At 51.8% G+C, this 20,023-nt stretch carries 20 protein-coding genes; 13 read left to right on the top strand and 7 right to left on the bottom strand.

Features of this window, described 5'->3' with window-relative positions; translation table 11 throughout:
- Positions 1 to 55 precede the first annotated feature (55 nt).
- The 3 genes from patZ to trxC form a co-directional block, all read right to left on the bottom strand.
- Complete coding sequence (gene patZ, locus ACK8NJ_RS05885; RefSeq protein ID WP_001559655.1) at positions 56 to 2,716, bottom strand: peptidyl-lysine N-acetyltransferase PatZ; 2,661 nt, start codon at positions 2,714 to 2,716, stop codon at positions 56 to 58.
- 31 nt (positions 2,717 to 2,747) lie between these two features.
- Positions 2,748 to 3,446 carry a tRNA-uridine aminocarboxypropyltransferase gene (tapT, locus tag ACK8NJ_RS05890; RefSeq protein WP_001300438.1) on the bottom strand — a complete coding sequence of 233 codons (699 nt, stop codon included), beginning with the start codon at positions 3,444 to 3,446 and terminating at the stop codon, positions 2,748 to 2,750.
- 68 nt (positions 3,447 to 3,514) lie between these two features.
- Entirely contained in the window at positions 3,515 to 3,934 is a 420-nt protein-coding gene (gene trxC / locus ACK8NJ_RS05895; RefSeq protein WP_001098726.1) for a thioredoxin TrxC, read from the bottom strand.
- Positions 3,935 to 4,140: 206 nt separating this feature from the next.
- On the opposite strand from trxC, the gene ACK8NJ_RS05900 reads away from it, so the two are divergent.
- Positions 4,141 to 5,178, top strand: coding sequence for a tRNA/rRNA methyltransferase (locus ACK8NJ_RS05900; protein WP_000997420.1), 1,038 nt, complete (start codon positions 4,141 to 4,143; stop codon positions 5,176 to 5,178).
- A 47-nt stretch (positions 5,179 to 5,225) separates the two neighbouring features.
- On the opposite strand, the gene ung is transcribed toward ACK8NJ_RS05900, so the two are convergent.
- Entirely contained in the window at positions 5,226 to 5,915 is a 690-nt protein-coding gene (gene ung / locus ACK8NJ_RS05905) for a uracil-DNA glycosylase (protein ID WP_411962230.1), read from the bottom strand.
- A 304-nt stretch (positions 5,916 to 6,219) separates the two neighbouring features.
- Between ung and grcA the strand changes: the two genes are divergently transcribed.
- Entirely contained in the window at positions 6,220 to 6,603 is a 384-nt protein-coding gene (gene grcA / locus ACK8NJ_RS05910) for an autonomous glycyl radical cofactor GrcA (RefSeq protein ID WP_000627804.1), read from the top strand.
- Between the two features lie 61 nt (positions 6,604 to 6,664).
- Here grcA and eamB read toward each other — a convergent pair whose 3' ends face one another.
- A complete protein-coding gene (gene eamB, locus ACK8NJ_RS05915; RefSeq protein WP_411962231.1) occupies positions 6,665 to 7,252 on the bottom strand; it encodes a cysteine/O-acetylserine transporter in 588 nt (195 codons plus the stop codon).
- 102 nt (positions 7,253 to 7,354) lie between these two features.
- Between eamB and ACK8NJ_RS05920 the strand changes: the two genes are divergently transcribed.
- Positions 7,355 to 8,236, top strand: coding sequence for a LysR family transcriptional regulator (locus tag ACK8NJ_RS05920; protein ID WP_328180391.1), 882 nt, complete (start codon positions 7,355 to 7,357; stop codon positions 8,234 to 8,236).
- A 32-nt stretch (positions 8,237 to 8,268) separates the two neighbouring features.
- On the opposite strand, the gene srmB is transcribed toward ACK8NJ_RS05920, so the two are convergent.
- Positions 8,269 to 9,603: an ATP-dependent RNA helicase SrmB gene (gene srmB, locus ACK8NJ_RS05925; RefSeq protein ID WP_000219193.1), complete on the bottom strand. Its 1,335-nt coding sequence runs from the start codon at positions 9,601 to 9,603 to the stop codon at positions 8,269 to 8,271.
- Between the two features lie 131 nt (positions 9,604 to 9,734).
- Here srmB and trmN point away from each other — a divergent pair, with 131 nt between their 5' ends.
- On the top strand, positions 9,735 to 10,472 hold the full coding sequence (gene trmN, locus ACK8NJ_RS05930) for a tRNA(1)(Val) (adenine(37)-N(6))-methyltransferase TrmN (RefSeq protein ID WP_411962233.1): 738 nt from the start codon (positions 9,735 to 9,737) through the stop codon (positions 10,470 to 10,472).
- Here trmN and nadB read toward each other — a convergent pair.
- Entirely contained in the window at positions 10,457 to 12,079 is a 1,623-nt protein-coding gene (nadB, locus tag ACK8NJ_RS05935) for an L-aspartate oxidase (protein WP_411962235.1), read from the bottom strand. The genes trmN and nadB overlap by 16 nt on opposite strands.
- Positions 12,080 to 12,334: 255 nt before the next feature.
- Between nadB and rseD the strand changes: the two genes are divergently transcribed.
- The 9 genes from rseD to era all read left to right on the top strand — a co-directional run bounded on the left by rseD (position 12,335) and on the right by era (position 20,019).
- Positions 12,335 to 12,490 carry a rpoE leader peptide RseD gene (gene rseD, locus ACK8NJ_RS05940; RefSeq protein WP_001303621.1) on the top strand — a complete coding sequence of 52 codons (156 nt, stop codon included), beginning with the start codon at positions 12,335 to 12,337 and terminating at the stop codon, positions 12,488 to 12,490.
- On the top strand, positions 12,487 to 13,062 hold the full coding sequence (gene rpoE / locus ACK8NJ_RS05945) for an RNA polymerase sigma factor RpoE (protein ID WP_001295364.1): 576 nt from the start codon (positions 12,487 to 12,489) through the stop codon (positions 13,060 to 13,062). Before rseD ends, rpoE begins: the two co-directional genes overlap by 4 nt.
- A gap of 32 nt (positions 13,063 to 13,094) precedes the next feature.
- The gene (gene rseA / locus ACK8NJ_RS05950) at positions 13,095 to 13,745 is read left to right on the top strand and encodes an anti-sigma-E factor RseA (RefSeq protein ID WP_001168459.1); all 651 of its coding nucleotides are present in this window, start codon (positions 13,095 to 13,097) and stop codon (positions 13,743 to 13,745) included.
- Positions 13,745 to 14,701: a sigma-E factor regulatory protein RseB gene (gene rseB / locus ACK8NJ_RS05955; protein ID WP_000812053.1), complete on the top strand. Its 957-nt coding sequence runs from the start codon at positions 13,745 to 13,747 to the stop codon at positions 14,699 to 14,701. The genes rseA and rseB overlap by 1 nt, the downstream gene beginning before the upstream one ends.
- Positions 14,698 to 15,177: a SoxR-reducing system protein RseC gene (gene rseC / locus ACK8NJ_RS05960; RefSeq protein WP_000589047.1), complete on the top strand. Its 480-nt coding sequence runs from the start codon at positions 14,698 to 14,700 to the stop codon at positions 15,175 to 15,177. The genes rseB and rseC overlap by 4 nt, the downstream gene beginning before the upstream one ends.
- A 197-nt stretch (positions 15,178 to 15,374) precedes the next feature.
- Positions 15,375 to 17,174, top strand: a complete 1,800-nt coding sequence (gene lepA, locus ACK8NJ_RS05965; RefSeq protein ID WP_000790168.1) for a translation elongation factor 4 — start codon at positions 15,375 to 15,377, stop codon at positions 17,172 to 17,174.
- A 15-nt stretch (positions 17,175 to 17,189) separates the two neighbouring features.
- The gene (lepB, locus tag ACK8NJ_RS05970; RefSeq protein WP_000002542.1) at positions 17,190 to 18,164 is read left to right on the top strand and encodes a signal peptidase I; all 975 of its coding nucleotides are present in this window, start codon (positions 17,190 to 17,192) and stop codon (positions 18,162 to 18,164) included.
- Positions 18,165 to 18,436: 272 nt separating this feature from the next.
- Positions 18,437 to 19,117 carry a ribonuclease III gene (gene rnc / locus ACK8NJ_RS05975; protein WP_001068343.1) on the top strand — a complete coding sequence of 227 codons (681 nt, stop codon included), beginning with the start codon at positions 18,437 to 18,439 and terminating at the stop codon, positions 19,115 to 19,117.
- The gene (gene era, locus ACK8NJ_RS05980) at positions 19,114 to 20,019 is read left to right on the top strand and encodes a GTPase Era (protein ID WP_000020737.1); all 906 of its coding nucleotides are present in this window, start codon (positions 19,114 to 19,116) and stop codon (positions 20,017 to 20,019) included. The genes rnc and era overlap by 4 nt, the downstream gene beginning before the upstream one ends.
- Positions 20,020 to 20,023: the final 4 nt, after the last annotated feature.

Consider the following 20,023-nt stretch of genomic DNA (forward strand, 5'->3'; position numbering starts at 1 on the left):
GCGGGCAATAATAACACCAGTCCCGATTAAGTGGTCAACATTTCCAGTACCTTACTCATGATTCCTCGCGCTGGGCAAGATTTAGCGTAAGCCCAACGATCCCCTCTTCGAGCTGGATATCAACGTTAAACCCGAGCTTGCGGGCCAGCGCCACCATGCCACGATTGTTTGGCATCGTAATACCATTCAGACGTTGCAGTCCGTGATCTCGCGTATAGGTAATCAACTTTTCCATTAAGCGTCGACCTAAGCCTAACCCTTTGAGATCCGAGCGAACCAGCACGGCAAATTCGGCATCGATGTTATCAGGGTCGGAGATCGCACGCGTGACGCCAAGGATCTCTTCCGTTTGATCAATACGTCGTACCGCTACAAATGCCATTTCCCGATCGTAGTCGATCTGCGTCATGTTGGCTAAATCTTCATGGGTAAATTCGTTGATCTCGCTAAAGTAGCGGTAATAAAGATCTTCTTTGGTGACTCGCGAAATGAACTGCTGAAGTTGTGGCTCATCTTCTGGCAAAATCGGGCGGAACAAGCAGCGTTCACCGTTTTTCAATTCTACCCATTCTTCCAGCTGATGCGGATAAGGGCGCACTGCCAGCCGGCTCTCGTTATCGCCTTCAAACGGCGCGATATCCAGCGTGACATCCAGCGCGGTAAATTCACTGCCAGAAGCCAGCAAAGGATGAATGTCCAGACGTTGAATTTCCGGGCAATCGACAATCAAGTTGGAAACCTGCACCAGAAGCTGGCTCAAGCCTGCAACATCCAATGGGCGTAGCGCACTGCGCGCACGAATCTTTTTACTTTTGATCCCCTGAATAACCAGATAGCGGGCCAGGTTCATGTTCAGCGGTGGTAACGCGACGACGGCTTGATCTTCAGGACGCCACTCCACACCGCCTTCGCCCAGCATGATCAGCGGCCCGAAAACCGGATCGTGCTCAACCACAACCCGCAACTCCTGAGCGCCAGCACGGTTAGCCATACTTTGCACCAACAGGCCGTGGATCCGCGCCTGCGGCCAGGCCATTTTTACGCGATCGAAAATAGCGTTTGCCGCTTGCTGGACTTCATTAGCTGTACGCAGGTAGAGCATGACGCCCTGAACTTCCGATTTATGTGGAATATCCGGCGAACGCAATTTCAGCGCCACCGGATAACCAATCTGTTCGGCAATATGCACCGCTTCGGTGCTATCGCTGGCAATCCAGGTGGGGAGCGTGTTCATGCCATACGCTTGCAGGATGGGCTGAACTTCATGGGTATCGAGCGACGTAGCCCCTTCGGCAATCGCCTGTTGCAACAGAAGATGCGCTTCTGCGGTATTGGAGGTCAGATTGCTGGGCAACGCCGGCGTTTCGCGTAGTTGCTTCTGATTACGCCGGTACTCCACCATATGCATAAAAGCAGTGATGGTTCCTTCCGGGGTACGGTAGGTCGGCAGCCCGGCTTCGCTGAATAATCGTCGTGCCTCTTGCGAGGAATGTTCGCCACACCAGTTCGTCAGCAGAGAAACATACTTGCTGCGGGGATGATGCTTTACCGCTTCAATTAATACTTGCGCGCTTTCTGTTGCGGGAGCAGCGGCGCTGGGCGAATGAATAACCATCAGCGCATCAAAATCCTGGCTGTGGAGCAGAATGTCCAGCGTTTTGACATAATGCTCGCTGCTGGCGTCATCGCGCAGATCGAGCGGGTTAGAGATTGCCACATGCCCTGGCAGTGCATCGCGCAGTTTCTGGCAGGTTTCTTCGCTTAGCGTTGCCAGCTTGCCATTGCGTGACCATAAGGCATCCAGCGCCAGCGCGGCAGGCGCAGCACCGTTGCTGATAATCATCAACCGGTCGCCACGCAGCGGGCGCATATGGCTAAGGGTTTCTACCGCCGAAAACAGTTCGTGGGTGTCCTGTACCCGCAACAAACCGGCACGCTGAATAGCCGCATCCCACGCTGGATCCATTCCTGCCGTGGTGTTCAACAGACGTTGAGCCGCCGGGCTACGTCCGCTTTTAATCACCAGAATCGGTTTGTTGCGAGAGGCACTACGGGCCGCCGAAACAAAGCGTCGCGCGTCGCTTAACTGTTCGAGATAGAGCAGGATGGCGCTGGTTTTACTGTCGCGGGCCAGATAGTCGAGCAATTCATCAACGTCGATATCCAGGCTGTCGCCGAGCGCAATAAAGTAGGAAAAGCCCATCTCACGCTGTTGCGCCCAGTCGAGGATGGTGTTGGAGACAGCAGCCGATTGCGAAATAAACGCCAGTTTGCCGCGTTTAATCGGCACAGGCGAAAAGCTGGCATTCAGACCCTGCCAAGGAGCCAGTAAGCCCAGACTGTTTGGTCCAAGCAGGCGCATGTTATGGCGCAGGGCGCAGGCGCGGAGATCTTCGTGTTGCGATGCCGGGGCGGAAAGAATAATGCAGGTTTTACAGCCTTTCTCGCCGAGCTCTTCCAGAAGAGCAAGATTACGGCTGGCATTGGTACATAAAACCGCAAGGTCGGGTGTAAAGGGCAAGCTGGCAATATCCGGCCAGGCCAACACACCCAACACCGCTTTCCAGGCAGGCGTCACCGGGAGTACCGGTCCGTTAAAGCCTCCCGCCAGCAGGTTACGCATCATCAGGTAACCTGCTCGATTGGGTTTCATCGATGCGCCAATTACCGCAATCGATTTTGGTCGCAGTAGTGCTTCCAGTCCTCGCTGACTCATACCGGTCTCCCGCAGAAGTGACCGAATGATTTTAAACGCTTTCTAACTGTTCTGCTGTGATGCTACCCAGATGTTGCGTTTTTCCTGCCAGATAGCGTGTTTTAAAGCGGGTAAAATGCTCGCCTAACCCTGCCGCCGCACCGGTATCGCCGGCCATATCTAACAGTGCGATGGCTACCTCGGCAGTACAATATTGGCCTTCAGCCTGGGCTTCACGCAGGCGATAGGCAGAAAGCCGGGAAAGATCGACGGAAATGACGGGAAGATTATCCAGATACGGACTTTTACGAAACATCTTGCGAGCTTCCGGCCAGGTACCATCGAGCATGATAAACAGCGGTGGCTTACCGGCAGGTGGTGTGAAGATCACTTCCCGTTGCTCGTCAGCATACGAGGCGGGAAAGACCACCATTGGTTGATAGTCCGGGTTTTGCACCAGCTCCAGCAAGTCCTGCGAGGGTTCGGTTCGCGACCATTGAAACGCAACGGTATCAGGCAAAATATCAGCAATCAGACGCCCGGTATTACTGGGCTTCATTGGCTCGGTGTCGAACATCAGCAAACAGAAGCGACTTTTTGCTTGTGCTGGGGTAATTGTCGAACAGAGACATAATTTCTCTGGCAAAAGACAGCGTTGGCAGCGACGAACGCGATTACCGCGGGCAAGAAAAGGACGTGTTGCGCGCGCAATACGCTCGGCGCGTAACTGGAGAACAGCGTTTTCGGTCATAAGAGAGCGTCGAAAAAACGCCATTGTCGCAGAGGAGAAAACGGGGCACAAGATGCGCCCCGGTAATATTAAAGAGATTCGTTCAGCCAGCTATCAAACGGCGCTTTCGGTACTGCGCCATTAAGCATGTCGACAACCTGACCGTTTTTGAAAATCATGATCGTCGGTATACTACGAATTCCAAAGCGACTGCTCAATTCACGTTCAGCTTCGGTATTCACTTTCACAAAGCGCACTTTACCGCTACGCTCTTGCGCGACATCTTCAAAAATTGGTGCGAAATTACGGCAGGGGCCGCACCACGGTGCCCAGAAGTCGATCACCACAGGTAGATCATCTTTCAGCAATTTGTCGAGCGTTTCACCGGTCGCATTAATCACCTCTCCGTCAAACAAGTCGTGACCGCAGCGTCCGCATTTTGCCGCATCTTCGATCCGATCGTCGGGAATGCGATTGATGGCCTGACAATGGGTACAAACGGTATTCATAACTAACCTCGGGATGAGTAAGGAGACTTATCGGCAACGACGCCGGTATGTTTCTAATATGTTACATATTATCGGGGACATTGTTCCAGACAACAATCTGTTTTATTCAATAGGTATGATAGTCGTAGGCTTTGGTACGAAATCATGGCGAACCGCGCGGACTTCGGGTAATCTGCGCGCTTCGCGCAGCGCTGGTGGAGAAAAGCATGAACGATGAAATGAAAGGTAAAAGCGGCAAGGTCAAAGTGATGTATGTCCGCAGTGATGATGATTCTGATAAACGTACCCACAACCCGCGTACCGGGAAAGGGGGCGGGCGTCCAGGAAAATCTCGTGCTGACGGTGGCCGTCGCCCCGCCCGCGATGACAAACAGAGTCAGCCCCGTGACCGCAAGTGGGAAGAGTCGCCGTGGCGCACAGTTTCCCGCGCGCCGGGTGATGAGACGCCGGAAAAGGCCGATCACGGTGGCATCAGTGGTAAAAGTTTTATTGATCCGGAAGTTTTGCGTCGTCAGCGTGCGGAAGAAACCCGCGTCTACGGCGAAAATGCCTGTCAGGCACTGTTCCAGAGCCGTCCTGAAGCGATTGTTCGCGCCTGGTTTATCCAGAGTGTAACGCCGCGTTTTAAAGAAGCCTTGCGCTGGATGGCAGCAAACCGCAAAGCGTACCATGTTGTGGATGAAGCGGAACTGACAAAAGCGTCAGGCACGGAACATCACGGCGGCGTTTGCTTCCTGATCAAAAAGCGTAACGGTACAACCGTGCAGCAGTGGGTAAGCCAGGCAGGCGTGCAGGATTGTGTACTGGCACTGGAAAACGAATCTAACCCGCATAACCTGGGTGGCATGATGCGCAGCTGTGCGCACTTCGGCGTGAAAGGCGTTGTGGTGCAGGATGCGGCACTGCTGGAGTCGGGTGCGGCTATCCGTACCGCAGAAGGCGGCGCAGAGCACGTTCAGCCGATTACTGGCGACAACATTGTTAACGTGCTGGATGATTTCCGTCAGGCGGGTTACACCGTAGTGACCACTTCCAGCGAGCAGGGTAAACCGCTGTTCAAAACCAGTCTGCCAGCGAAAATGGTACTGGTACTGGGTCAGGAATATGAAGGGTTACCGGATGCCGCACGCGATCCAAACGATCTGCGCGTGAAGATTGACGGTACTGGCAACGTTGCCGGGCTAAATATCTCTGTCGCAACTGGCGTTTTGCTTGGTGAATGGTGGCGTCAGAATAAAGCCTGATAAATCAGCCGGGTGGCAACGCTGCCATCCGGCGTTTTCCTGCAAATTTACTCACTCTCTGCCGGTAATACTGGCATCCAGTCAATCGGTTTCTCGCCACGTTGTTCCAGCCACTGATTTGCCAGCACAAAATGGCTGCAGCCAAAGAACCCACGATGCGCAGAAAGCGGTGATGGATGCGGCGCTTTCAGTACGTGATGGCGTTGCTTATCAATAATCGCCCCTTTCTTTTGCGCATGTGAGCCCCACAACAAAAACACCACGCCTTCGCGGTGCTGGTTAATCAGGCTGATGACTTTATCGGTGAAGGTCTCCCAGCCGAGGCTGGCGTGGGAATGCGCCTGACCTGCGCGAACCGTCAACACAGTATTGAGTAGCAGAACGCCCTGACGCGCCCAGCTTTCAAGATAACCATGATTAGGGCGGGTGAAACCGGGAATAGTATTTTCCAGCTCTTTATACATATTCAGCAGTGACGGCGGTGTCGCAATGCCGGGGCGAACGGAAAATGCCAGACCATGCGCCTGTCCCGGTCCGTGATAAGGATCCTGGCCGAGAATCACCACTTTAACGTCACCCAACTCTGTAAAGCGGAACGCGTTAAAAACATCCTTTTGTGGCGGATAGATAGTGACGCCGGACTGCCGCTCGCTGGCGACGGTCTGTAGGGTATTAAGAAAATAGGGTTGTTGCTTCTCTTCAGCCAGCACGTCATGCCAGGTTAATTCGTTTGCCATCTCGCTCTCCCGCGAATCTTCAATCCGCCTAGCTTAACTGCTTCTTTCTACAGAACAAAATCATGCTCATTTTTTAGACTTAAACGAGTGCAAAAAAATGTAAATTGGTAAAATTTCACACCTGCATAAGTTGATGTAAAACAATAAAATCCATTTGCGACCATACTTGATGTGTGGTTTTTATTGATTTAAATCAAAGATTCAAGGGTGTTTGAGGAGTATATATACACTCAAGCAACAATGGTTTTACCAATTGGCCGCGACAGGCTGAACAAATCAAATAATTTTGCCGGGGAGGCATCACATGATTACAGGTATCCAGATTACTAAAGCCGCTAACGACGATCTGCTGAACTCTTTCTGGCTGCTGGACAGCGAAAAAGGCGAAGCGCGTTGCATCGTTGCGAAAGCAGGTTTTGCAGAAGACGAAGTGGTTGCAGTAAGCAAACTGGGTGACATTGAGTACCGTGAAGTTCCAGTAGAAGTGAAACCAGAAGTTCGCGTTGAAGGTGGTCAACACCTGAACGTAAACGTTCTGCGTCGTGAAACTCTGGAAGATGCAGTTAAGCATCCGGAAAAATATCCGCAGCTGACCATCCGTGTATCCGGTTATGCAGTTCGCTTTAACTCTCTGACTCCGGAACAGCAGCGCGACGTTATCGCTCGTACCTTTACTGAAAGCCTGTAAGGCTTAAGTAGCAAGTTATTAAGCGGAAGAGGGTGACCTCTTCCGCTTTTCTTTTTGTCTTTCAATAGAAAATGCGTACCGCACAATAGACCAGCAACAGCGCCAGCACGATATTTAACTGGCGACCATACTGGCGAAACAATCGCTGAAACAGATGCCCCGCCAGCGCCCAGCACACATTGCCAAACGTCCCAATCATCGCCAGCAAAACGCTGACGCCAACTACCCAGCTTAGCGCCTGCGTTTGCGGCAGGACAAACGTCGACAGTGCCGTAACGCCATACAAAATGATTTTGACGTTCACAAACTGCAAAGCAAAGCTGGCCCAAAAACTGATTGGTTTTGTCTGAAGCCCATCTTCCTTTGTTGAACTGGTAGCGATTTTCCACGCCAGCCAGACAATATATGCCGCTCCCGCCCAACTCAACAGATGCACTGCTGCCGGGTCGATAACAGCCAGTGAAAACGAAATTCCCGCGCATAGCAACATGACGATTAAAAATCCCAGACTCATCCCTGCCAGCACGCGAGTACTCTGACGAAATCCGTGCGTTGTAGCTGAGCTAAGGGCGAGAATATTGTTCGGTCCTGGCGTCATGGCGGTAATCAGGGTGTAAGTCCAAAAAGCACTTAAAAGGGTCGGTGTCACTTGTTATCTCCTCTGTTTTGGTAGACAGTACCCGACACGGAACATTTAAAAAAATGAATGTTTTTACATTCTAAATTCGATATTTTCGATAGGTTTGGGGTTATGGATCTGCGCCGTTTTATTACGCTTAAAACCGTGGTGGAAGAGGGTTCCTTTTTGCGAGCTTCGCAAAAATTGTGCTGCACACAATCGACGGTGACTTTTCATATTCAGCAGCTTGAGCAGGAGTTCTCAGTCCAGTTATTTGAGAAAATTGGTCGACGAATGTGCCTTACCCGCGAAGGAAAAAAGCTGCTGCCGCACATCTATGAACTCACCAGAGTGATGGATACCCTTCGTGAGGCTGCCAAAAAAGAGTCGGATCCGGACGGGGAACTACGCGTTGTTTCAGGCGAAACGTTGCTTTCTTACCGAATGCCGCAGGTGTTGCAGCGTTTTCGGCAACGCGCACCAAAAGTGCGTTTATCGTTGCAGTCTCTGAACTGTTACGTGATCCGTGATGCGCTACTGAATGATGAGGCTGATGTCGGCGTCTTTTACCGCGTAGGGAATGATGATGCTCTGAACCGACGAGAGTTGGGTGAACAATCGCTGGTGCTGGTGGCTTCACCGCAAATTGCAGATGTCGATTTTACTGAGCCGGGAAGACATAACGCCTGTAGTTTTATTATCAATGAACCGCAATGTGTCTTCCGCCAGATATTTGAGAGCACGCTGCGCCAGCGACGGATCACGGTGGAAAACACCATTGAGCTTATAAGTATCGAAAGCATCAAGCGTTGTGTCGCGGCAAATATCGGGGTCAGTTACCTGCCGCGCTTTACAGTGGCAAATGAACTTGCGAGTGGCGAATTAATCGAATTGCCTTTTGGCGAACAGTCGCAGACCATTACGGCAATGTGCGCTCACCATGCCGGAAAAGCGGTTAGCCCGGCGATGCACATTTTTATTCAGTGTGTTGAAGAGTGTTTTTTGCCGGGATAAAAATAATGCCGGGCTTAAACCCGGCATTGAGATTACTCTTCTGTCGTTTGCGGTGGCACGCCCGTTCCGCTCGGTTTACGGCGCTTACCAATATTTTTGGTGTCGCGATGGCGTTTTTTCACCCGCGGCTTCTCTTTCTCTTTAGCTTTTTTCTTCTCGGCGCGTTTTGCCAGTACTTTCTTCGATGGCTTGCCGGTCTGCTTCTCGCTTGGCGCACGCGTTTTCGGGCGTAACTCATCAATTACACGAGCTTTAATTGGCTCTTCAATATAGCGACCAACTTTGCCCAGCAGCAGATGGTCATGGGCTTCTACCAGCGAAATTGCGGTGCCTTTACGACCGGCGCGCGCGGTACGTCCGATACGGTGCAAATAAGTATCGCCACTGCGCGGCATATCGAAGTTAAAGACGTGGCTGACGTCAGGAATGTCGATACCGCGCGCGGCAACATCGGTTGCAACCAGTACGTTTACGCGACCTTCGGTCAAACGCTTGATCGCTTCGTTACGCTTGCCCTGTACCATCTCACCTTCGAGATAGCAGTTGTTGATGCCCGCTTCGCGCAGCCAGTTTGCCAGCTCATGCACACGCTCACGCTTACGCACAAACACAATTGAGCGGGTCGCTTCCGGCTGTTTTAACAGATGCACCAGCAATGCGGTTTTATGTTCCAGGTCATCGGCGCGGTAATACCACTGATGAATTTTTTTGCGCTCACGGGTGGACGGATTGGCAGAAACCTCCACCGGATCTTCCAGCAGACGCTCGGCAAAGTCCTGAATCGCATCGCCTTCCAGAGTTGCCGAAAAGAGCAGGGTCTGTTTACGCCAGCGCGTTTCGCCAGCAATATGTTCGATATCCTGAGCGAAGCCCATATCCAGCATACGGTCTGCTTCGTCGAGGATCAGCGTTTCAACCGCGCGGCAATCGAAGTTCTCTTCTTTTATGTATTGCAGCAGACGTCCGGTCGTGGCGACCACGATGTCCTGATTTTCGCTGAACACTTCCGCGTGGTTCATATAGGCTACGCCGCCGGTGATGGTGGCAATATCCAGATGCGTATGTTTCGCCAGTTCGCGGGCATGATCGGCCACCTGCATCGCCAGCTCGCGAGTTGGGGTGAGGATCAAAATACGCGGCGGACCGGATTTCTTACGTGGGAAATCGAGCAGGTGCTGCAACGCTGGCAGCAGATACGCCGCCGTTTTACCGGTGCCTGTCGGCGCAGAACCGAGTACATCACGGCCATCGAGCGCAGGCGGAATGGCGGCAGCCTGAATGGCGGTCGGGCGAGTGAAACCTTTATCCTGGAGGGCTTCCAGCAGGCTTTCGTCGAGTTCAAGTTCGGAAAAAGTCGTTACAGTCATGTTCTACCTCTGTGTGGGGCGCTGATTATAGACGTTACGGCTGCAATCTTCATCTGTTTGTATGGATATCGCTTCTCGGGTATTGTTCTCACCCGGTGCTATCGCCGTTTTTCCTGCAAGGTTTTATTTTCATGTCACAGTCTACATCCGTGCTTCGTCGTAATGGATTTACTTTTAAACAGTTTTTTGTTGCTCACGATCGTTGTGCGATGAAAGTTGGAACGGATGGCATTTTGCTGGGCGCATGGGCACCGGTGGCTGGGGTAAAACGTTGCCTTGATATCGGCGCGGGTAGCGGGTTGCTGGCATTAATGCTGGCGCAGCGAACCGATGACAGCGTAATGATTGATGCCGTTGAGCTGGAAAGTGAAGCTGCCACTCAGGCGCAGGAAAATGTCGCCCAGTCCCCGTGGTTAGAGAGAATTAACGTCCATACGGCGGATATTCAGCAGTGGATCGCACAGCAGACAGTGCGCTTCGATTTAATCATCAGTAACCCACCTTACTATCAGCCGGGAGTAGAGTGCGCGACACCTCAACGGGAACAGGCTCGCTATACCACTACGCTTGATCACCCATCGTTGCTGGCCTGTGCGGCGGAGTGCATTACCGAAGAGGGATTTTTCTGCGTGGTGCTGCCAGAGCAGATTGGTAATGGTTTTACTGAACTGGCATTAAGTATGGGCTGGCATTTACGTTTGCGGACGGATGTGGCTGAAAACGAAGCGCGACTGCCGCATCGGGTGCTGCTGGCATTCTCCCCGCAGGCGGGAGAATGCTTTAGCGATCGCTTAGTCATTCGTGGGCCAGGCCAGAACTATTCCGAAGCGTATACGGCGCTGACCCAGGCTTTTTATCTGTTTATGTAATGATTGCCGGGGGAAAGGATCGATGGACCGGAATGCGTGAGTAGTTCCGGATAATCCAGCGTGAAATGCAACCCCCGACTCTCCTTGCGCATCATCGCACAGCGAACAATCAACTCGGCAACCTGTACCAGATTACGCAGCTCCAGCAAATTATTTGAGACGCGGAAATGGGCGTAATATTCGTCTATTTCTTGTTGGAGCATGGTTATCCGCCGCAGGGCGCGTTCCAGGCGCTTCGTTGTGCGCACAATGCCAACGTAATCCCACATAAACAGACGTAGCTCGTGCCAGTTATGTTGAATCACCACCCGTTCGTCAGGGTTCTCAACGCGGCTTTCATCCCACGGCGGTAACGTACTGACGCCGTGGGCATAAGGCATACATCTGGTGATATCTTCTGCCGCCGACCAGCCATAGACCAGACACTCCAGCAAGGAGTTAGAGGCCATGCGGTTAGCGCCGTGTAAGCCGGTATAACTCACTTCGCCGATGGCGTACATACCCTCGACGTCCGTACGCCCATGATCATCAACCATTACACCACCGCAGGTATAATGTGCAGCAGGCACAATCGGCACCGGTTCTTTCGTGAGATCAATGCCCAGCCCGAGCAGTTTTTCATAGATCATCGGGAAATGCTGGCGAATAAAATCGGCAGGCTTATGGCTGATGTCGAGATACATACAATCCGCACCGAGGCGTTTCATTTCATGATCAATAGCGCGGGCGACAATATCGCGCGGGGCCAGTTCGCCGCGCTCATCGAAATCGGGCATAAAACGCGTGCCATCCGGGCGCTTGAGATAAGCACCTTCGCCGCGCAGTGCTTCCGTTAACAGGAAATTGCGTGCCTGTGGGTGATACAGCGCGGTAGGGTGAAACTGATTAAATTCGAGATTGGCAACCCGACAGCCTGCGCGCCACGCCATAGCAATGCCATCGCCAGAAGAAATATCCGGATTGGTGGTGTACTGATAAACTTTCGACGCACCGCCAGTTGCCAGCACTACCGCTTTAGCGTGGCAAGTTTCCACTGTTTCTTTATTACGGTTCCACACCCACGCGCCAACAACCCGTCGCGTGCCCGGCAGGCCAATTTTGTCAGAAACAATCAGATCAACCGCGTTGCTGCGCTCCAGCACACGAATATTCGGATGGTTCTGCGCCTTGCTCACAAGCGTGGATTGTACTTCTCTACCGGTGGCGTCGGCGGCATGAAGAATACGACGGTGACTATGTCCACCTTCACGGGTCAGATGGTAGCTTTCTGCACCATTCGGTTGAATGTGGGTATCAAACAACACCCCCTGGTCGATTAGCCATTGCACACAGGATCGTGCATTGCTGGCGACAAATTCAACTGCATGACGATCGCAAATACCAGCCCCGGCAATCAATGTGTCTTCCACATGCGAGTCAATGCTGTCAGTCTCATCAAACACGGCGGCTATACCGCCCTGGGCATAAAATGTTGAACCTTCCGTTACCGGGCCTTTACTTAGAACGATGACCTGATGCTGGTCAGCCAGGCGTAGCGCCAGTGAAAGTCCAGCTGCGCCGCTACCGATAATCAACACGTCACATGAATGTTCAGGGAGAGTATTCATTTTCTTTGTTTAATTTACTAAACATGGTTTGGTCAGCATAGCATCATGTTGTGCGGATAAACACCTGCTATTTTAATATTTGTTACAGTTGCTAAACACGTTGACGCAGGGCGGCGAGAAAAAGAGAAGTTACTGGCTGGTGGAGGATTAGGTGGTGAAATAAAAAGGCCGTTGGGTTACTCTTCAGGCAGTTAAATGGGCATTTCTACACAGATAATGCGATGTTCAGATTCTGTAGACTTATAATGATAGATAATGATCCGTCTACAGCATGACAAACAAAAACAGATGCGTTACGGAACTTTACAAAAACGAGACACTCTAACCCTTTGCTTGCTCAAATTGCAGCTAATGGAGTGGCGTTTCGATAGCGCGTGGAAATTTGGTTTGGGGAGACTTTACCTCGGATGAGCGAGCAGTTAACGGACCAGGTCCTGGTTGAACGGGTCCAGAAGGGAGATCAGAAAGCCTTTAACTTACTGGTAGTGCGCTATCAGCATAAAGTGGCGAGTCTGGTTTCCCGCTATGTGCCGTCGGGTGATGTTCCCGATGTGGTACAAGAAGCTTTTATTAAAGCCTATCGTGCGCTGGATTCGTTCCGGGGAGATAGCGCTTTTTATACATGGCTGTATCGGATTGCTGTAAATACAGCGAAAAATTACCTGGTTGCTCAGGGGCGTCGTCCACCTTCCAGTGATGTGGATGCCATTGAAGCTGAAAACTTCGAAAGTGGCGGCGCGTTGAAAGAAATTTCGAACCCTGAGAACTTAATGTTGTCAGAAGAACTGAGACAGATAGTTTTCCGAACTATTGAGTCCCTCCCGGAAGATTTACGCATGGCAATAACCTTGCGGGAGCTGGATGGCCTGAGCTATGAAGAGATAGCCGCTATCATGGATTGTCCGGTAGGTACGGTGCGTTCACGTATCTTCCGAGCGAGGGAAGCTATTGATAACAAAGTTCAACCGCTTATCAGGCGTTGACGATAGCGGGATACTGGATAAGGGTATTAGGCATGCAGAAAGAACAACTTTCCGCTTTAATGGATGGCGAAACGCTGGATAGTGAGCTGCTTAACGAACTGGCTCATAACCCAGAAATGCAGAAAACCTGGGAAAGCTATCACTTAATCCGTGACTCAATGCGGGGTGATACTCCCGAGGTGCTCCATTTCGATATCTCTTCACGCGTGATGGCCGCCATTGAAGAAGAGCCAGTACGTCAACCGGCGACGTTGATCCCGGAAGCCCAGCCTGCGCCGCATCAATGGCAGAAAATGCCATTCTGGCAGAAAGTACGTCCGTGGGCGGCACAGCTTACCCAAATGGGCGTAGCCGCATGCGTATCGCTTGCAGTTATCGTTGGCGTCCAGCACTATAATGGACAATCTGAAACGTCCCAGCAGCCCGAAACGCCGGTATTTAATACACTGCCGATGATGGGTAAAGCCAGCCCGGTAAGCCTGGGAGTACCTTCTGAAGCGACCGCAAACAATGGTCAACAGCAGCAGGTACAGGAGCAGCGTCGTCGCATTAATGCAATGTTGCAGGATTACGAACTGCAACGCCGACTCCACTCTGAACAGCTTCAGTTTGAGCAGGCGCAAACCCAGCAAGCCGCTGTACAGGTGCCAGGAATTCAAACTTTAGGAACGCAATCGCAGTAATGAAGCAACTTTGGTTTGCCATGTCATTAGTGACAGGTAGCCTGTTATTCTCTGCTAACGCCTCGGCCACTCCCGCGTCCGGGGCGTTATTACAGCAGATGAACCTGGCCAGTCAGTCACTGAATTACGAGCTGTCATTCATCAGCATCAATAAACAGGGTGTTGAGTCTCTGCGTTATCGACATGCACGCCTCGATAACCGTCCTCTTGCACAATTGTTGCAAATGGATGGCCCGCGCCGGGAAGTGGTACAGCGCGGCAATGAAATCAGCTATTTTGAACCGGGACTTGAACCGTTCACGCTTAATGGCGATTACATTGTTGATTCTCTGCCATCGCTCATCTATACCGATTTCAAACGCCTTTCTCCTTACTACGACTTTATCTCCGTCGGGCGCACGCGTATTGCTGATCGTCTTTGCGAAGTTATTCGCGTGGTTGCCCGAGATGGTACACGCTACAGCTACATCGTGTGGATGGACACCGAATCGAAATTACCGATGAGGGTTGATCTCCTTGATCGCGATGGTGAAACGCTGGAACAATTTCGCGTGATTGCTTTTAATGTCAATCAGGATATCAGCAGCAGTATGCAGACGCTGGCGAAGGCAAATTTGCCGCCGTTGCTTTCTGTTCCTGTAGGTGAAAAAGCTAAATTCAGCTGGACGCCAACCTGGTTGCCACAGGGTTTTAGCGAAGTTTCCAGTAGTCGACGTCCGCTACCGACGATGGACAACATGCCTATCGAATCACGTCTCTATTCCGACGGATTATTCAGCTTTTCGGTAAACGTTAACCGCGCTACGCCATCGAGCACCGATCAGATGTTGCGCACCGGACGCAGAACCGTCAGTACAAGCGTACGTGATAACGCCGAAATCACCATTGTCGGTGAACTGCCGCCGCAAACGGCGAAACGCATTGCCGAGAATATTAAGTTCGGGGCAGCGCAATGATCAAAGAGTGGGCTACCGTCATCTCCTGGGAAAACGGGCAGGCGCTGGTTAGTTGTGATGTTAAAGCCTCATGCAGCAGCTGCGCTTCACGCGCCGGTTGCGGTAGCCGCGTGTTGAATAAACTTGGCCCGCAAACCACGCATACCATTGTCGTACCCTGTGATGAACCGTTAGTGCCGGGGCAAAAAGTGGAATTGGGGATCGCCGAAGGCAGCCTGCTTAGCTCCGCATTACTGGTTTATATGTCGCCGTTGGTGGGACTATTCCTCATCGCTTCACTATTTCAGCTACTCTTTGCTTCAGATATTGCAGCATTATGCGGTGCGATTCTCGGTGGCGTTGGTGGATTCCTGATTGCACGTGGCGGCTCTCGAAAGTTTGCTGCCCGGTCTGAATGGCAACCGATCATCTTAAGCGTGGCATTGCCGCCTGGCCTTGTGCGATTTGAAACATCTTCGGAAGACGCGAGCCAGTGATTTCACTGGCTTTGTTGCATTTTGCATAACAAATGCGAGGACGTTTCCAGATACCACAATCCATACGGTATGAACATTTCCTCGCCTCAATGTTGTAGTGTAGAATGCGGCGTTTCTATTAATACAGACGTTAAGCTCAGAACAGCGACTTCTAAAAGCCTGGTTAACCGGGCATTAAGGCACAATAATCATACTTTATGAAGAATATACGTAACTTTTCGATCATAGCTCACATTGACCACGGTAAATCGACGCTGTCTGACCGTATTATCCAGATCTGCGGTGGCCTGTCTGACCGTGAAATGGAGGCGCAGGTTCTCGATTCCATGGATCTTGAGCGTGAGCGTGGCATTACCATCAAAGCGCAAAGCGTGACGCTGGACTACAAAGCGTCTGACGGCGAAACCTATCAGCTTAACTTTATCGACACCCCGGGCCACGTTGACTTCTCTTATGAAGTTTCCCGTTCGCTGGCTGCCTGCGAAGGCGCATTGCTGGTGGTCGACGCCGGGCAGGGCGTAGAAGCGCAAACCCTGGCAAACTGCTACACCGCCATGGAAATGGATCTCGAAGTGGTGCCGGTACTGAACAAGATTGACCTGCCGGCAGCCGATCCTGAACGCGTGGCGGAAGAAATTGAAGATATCGTCGGCATCGACGCCACCGACGCGGTGCGCTGTTCAGCGAAAACCGGCGTTGGCGTACAGGACGTTCTCGAACGTTTGGTGCGCGACATTCCGCCGCCGGAAGGCGATCCGGAAGGCCCGTTACAGGCACTCATTATCGACTCCTGGTTCGACAACTACCTGGGCGTTGTTTCACTTATCCGTATTAAAAACGGCACCCTGCGTAAGGGCGACAAAGTGAAAGTCATGAGTACCGGGCAGACCTATAACGCCGACCGTCTGGGTATTTTCACGCCAAAACAGGTTGACCGCACTGAACTGAAATGTGGCGAAGTAGGCTGGCTGGTATGTGCGATTAAAGATATCCACGGCGCTCCAGTAGGCGATACCTTAACGCTGGCGCGTAATCCGGCAGAAAAGGCGCTGCCTGGCTTTAAGAAAGTCAAACCGCAGGTATACGCCGGTCTGTTCCCGGTAAGTTCCGACGACTATGAAGCCTTCCGTGACGCGCTGGGCAAACTCAGCCTGAACGATGCTTCACTGTTCTATGAGCCGGAAAGCTCCAGCGCGCTGGGCTTTGGTTTCCGCTGCGGCTTCCTCGGCCTGCTGCACATGGAGATCATCCAGGAACGTCTGGAACGTGAATACGATCTGGATCTGATCACCACTGCGCCGACCGTAGTGTATGAAGTTGAAACCACGTCAAGAGAAGTTATTTACGTCGACAGCCCATCAAAGCTGCCAGCGGTAAATAACATTTACGAACTGCGCGAGCCGATTGCAGAGTGTCACATGCTGCTGCCGCAGGCATATCTCGGCAACGTTATTACGCTGTGCGTAGAAAAACGCGGCGTGCAGACCAATATGGTTTACCACGGTAATCAGGTGGCGCTGACGTACGAGATCCCGATGGCGGAAGTTGTGCTCGATTTCTTCGATCGCCTGAAATCTACCTCGCGTGGTTATGCGTCTCTGGATTACAACTTCAAACGCTTCCAGGCGTCCGACATGGTACGTGTAGACGTATTAATCAACGGTGAACGTGTTGATGCGCTGGCGTTGATCACCCACCGTGATAATTCGCAAAACCGCGGTCGCGAGCTGGTGGAGAAGATGAAAGATCTGATCCCACGCCAGCAGTTTGATATCGCCATTCAGGCAGCGATTGGTACGCACATCATTGCGCGCTCCACCGTGAAACAGCTGCGTAAAAACGTACTGGCTAAATGTTATGGCGGCGATATCAGCCGTAAGAAAAAGCTGCTGCAGAAGCAGAAAGAAGGTAAGAAACGCATGAAGCAGATCGGTAACGTCGAGCTGCCGCAGGAAGCGTTCCTCGCCATTCTGCACGTCGGCAAAGACAACAAATAACCCTTAGGAGTTGGCATGGCGAATATGTTTGCCCTGATTCTGGTGATTGCCACACTAGTGACGGGCATTTTATGGTGCGTGGATAAATTCTTTTTCGCACCTAAACGGCGGGAACGTCAGGCAGCGGCGCAGGCGGCTGCCGGTGACTCACTGGATAAAGCAACGTTGAAAAAGGTTGCGCCGAAGCCTGGCTGGCTGGAAACCGGTGCTTCTGTTTTTCCGGTACTGGCTATCGTATTGATTGTGCGTTCGTTTATTTATGAACCGTTCCAGATCCCGTCAGGTTCGATGATGCCGACTCTGTTAATCGGTGATTTTATTCTGGTAGAGAAGTTTGCTTATGGCATTAAAGATCCTATCTACCAGAAAACGCTGATCGAAACCGGTCATCCGAAACGCGGCGATATCGTGGTCTTTAAATATCCGGAAGATCCAAAGCTTGATTACATCAAGCGCGCGGTGGGTTTACCGGGCGATAAAGTCACTTACGATCCGGTCTCAAAAGAGCTGACGATTCAACCGGGATGCAGTTCCGGCCAGGCGTGTGAAAACGCGCTGCCGGTCACCTACTCAAACGTGGAACCGAGCGATTTCGTTCAGACCTTCTCACGCCGTAATGGTGGGGAAGCGACCAGCGGATTCTTTGAAGTGCCGAAAAACGAAACCAAAGAAAATGGAATTCGTCTTTCCGAGCGTAAAGAGACACTGGGTGATGTGACGCACCGCATTCTGACAGTGCCGATTGCGCAGGATCAGGTGGGGATGTATTACCAGCAGCCAGGGCAACAACTGGCAACCTGGATTGTTCCTCCGGGACAATACTTCATGATGGGTGACAACCGCGACAACAGCGCGGACAGCCGTTACTGGGGCTTTGTGCCGGAAGCGAATCTGGTCGGTCGGGCAACGGCTATCTGGATGAGCTTCGATAAGCAAGAAGGCGAATGGCCGACAGGTGTGCGCTTAAGTCGCATTGGCGGCATCCATTAATAGCCCATCTTCGTTCACGTTGTCGCCGTTATGGCGACAACGTGAATTATTTATGAGATAAATCTCCCGTGGCTAACGACATCCCCCGTCGTTGTGTATAGAATATTCCCCCGAAGTTTAAGGTTGGCACCTCCAGGTTGCCACGGCACACGAAACAGCGTTGGTCCCCATATACCGGTAAACTGAAACTGCAGCGAAGCAGTTAGCAGAGCCATGTATATCAGGTCTGTTTCGTGTGCTGAATTGTTGACGCATTTATTTATTGGTATCGCATGAACCCCATCGTAATTAATCGGCTTCAACGGAAGCTGGGCTACACTTTTAATCATCAGGAACTGTTGCAGCAGGCATTAACCCATCGTAGTGCCAGCAGCAAACATAACGAGCGTTTAGAATTTTTAGGCGACTCTATTCTGAGCTACGTTATCGCCAATGCGCTTTATCACCGTTTCCCTCGTGTGGATGAAGGCGATATGAGCCGGATGCGCGCCACGCTGGTCCGTGGCAATACGCTGGCGGAACTGGCGCGCGAATTTGAGTTAGGCGAGTGCTTACGTTTAGGGCCAGGTGAACTTAAAAGCGGTGGATTTCGTCGTGAGTCAATTCTCGCCGACACCGTCGAAGCATTAATTGGTGGCGTATTCCTCGACAGTGATATTCAAACCGTCGAGAAATTAATCCTCAACTGGTATCAAACTCGTTTGGACGAAATTAGCCCAGGCGATAAACAAAAAGATCCGAAAACGCGCTTGCAAGAATATTTGCAGGGTCGCCATCTGCCGCTGCCGACTTATCTGGTAGTCCAGGTACGTGGCGAAGCGCACGATCAGGAATTTACTATCCACTGCCAGGTCAGCGGCCTGAGTGAACCGGTGGTTGGCACAGGTTCAAGCCGTCGTAAGGCTGAGCAGGCTGCCGCCGAACAGGCGTTGAAAAAACTGGAGCTGGAATGAGCATCGATAAAAGTTACTGCGGATTTATTGCTATCGTCGGACGTCCGAACGTTGGCAAATCCACATTGTTGAACAAACTGCTGGGGCAGAAGATCTCCATTACCTCCCGCAAGGCGCAAACAACTCGTCACCGCATTGTGGGGATCCATACTGAAGGCGCGTATCAGGCGATCTACGTTGATACCCCTGGCCTGCATATGGAAGAAAAACGCGCCATTAACCGCCTGATGAACAAAGCGGCGAGCAGCTCTATCGGCGACGTTGAGCTGGTGATTTTTGTCGTAGAAGGCACCCGCTGGACGCCGGACGATGAAATGGTGCTCAACAAACTGCGCGATGGCAAAGCGCCGGTAATCCTCGCGGTGAACAAAGTGGATAACGTGCAGGAAAAAGCCGATCTGCTGCCGCACTTACAGTTCCTGGCAAGCCAAATGAACTTCCTCGATATCGTGCCGATCTCTGCCGAAACCGGGTTGAATGTTGATACTATTGCGGCAATCGTGCGTAAGCATCTGCCTGAAGCGACTCATCACTTCCCGGAAGATTACATCACCGATCGCTCACAGCGTTTTATGGCGTCTGAAATCATCCGCGAAAAACTGATGCGTTTCCTCGGCGCTGAACTGCCGTACTCCGTGACCGTGGAGATCGAACGTTTCGTCTCTAACGAGCGCGGTGGTTATGATATCAACGGTTTGATTCTCGTTGAGCGTGAAGGGCAGAAGAAGATGGTCATTGGCAACAAAGGGGCCAAGATCAAAACTATCGGGATTGAAGCGCGTAAAGACATGCAGGAAATGTTTGAAGCGCCTGTTCACCTTGAGCTGTGGGTAAAAGTGAAATCCGGTTGGGCCGACGACGAACGCGCACTACGCAGTCTCGGTTACGTTGACGATCTTTAAGAGT

The organism is Escherichia sp. F1 (assembly GCF_046764225.1).
Classification (GTDB): domain Bacteria; phylum Pseudomonadota; class Gammaproteobacteria; order Enterobacterales; family Enterobacteriaceae; genus Escherichia; species Escherichia coli.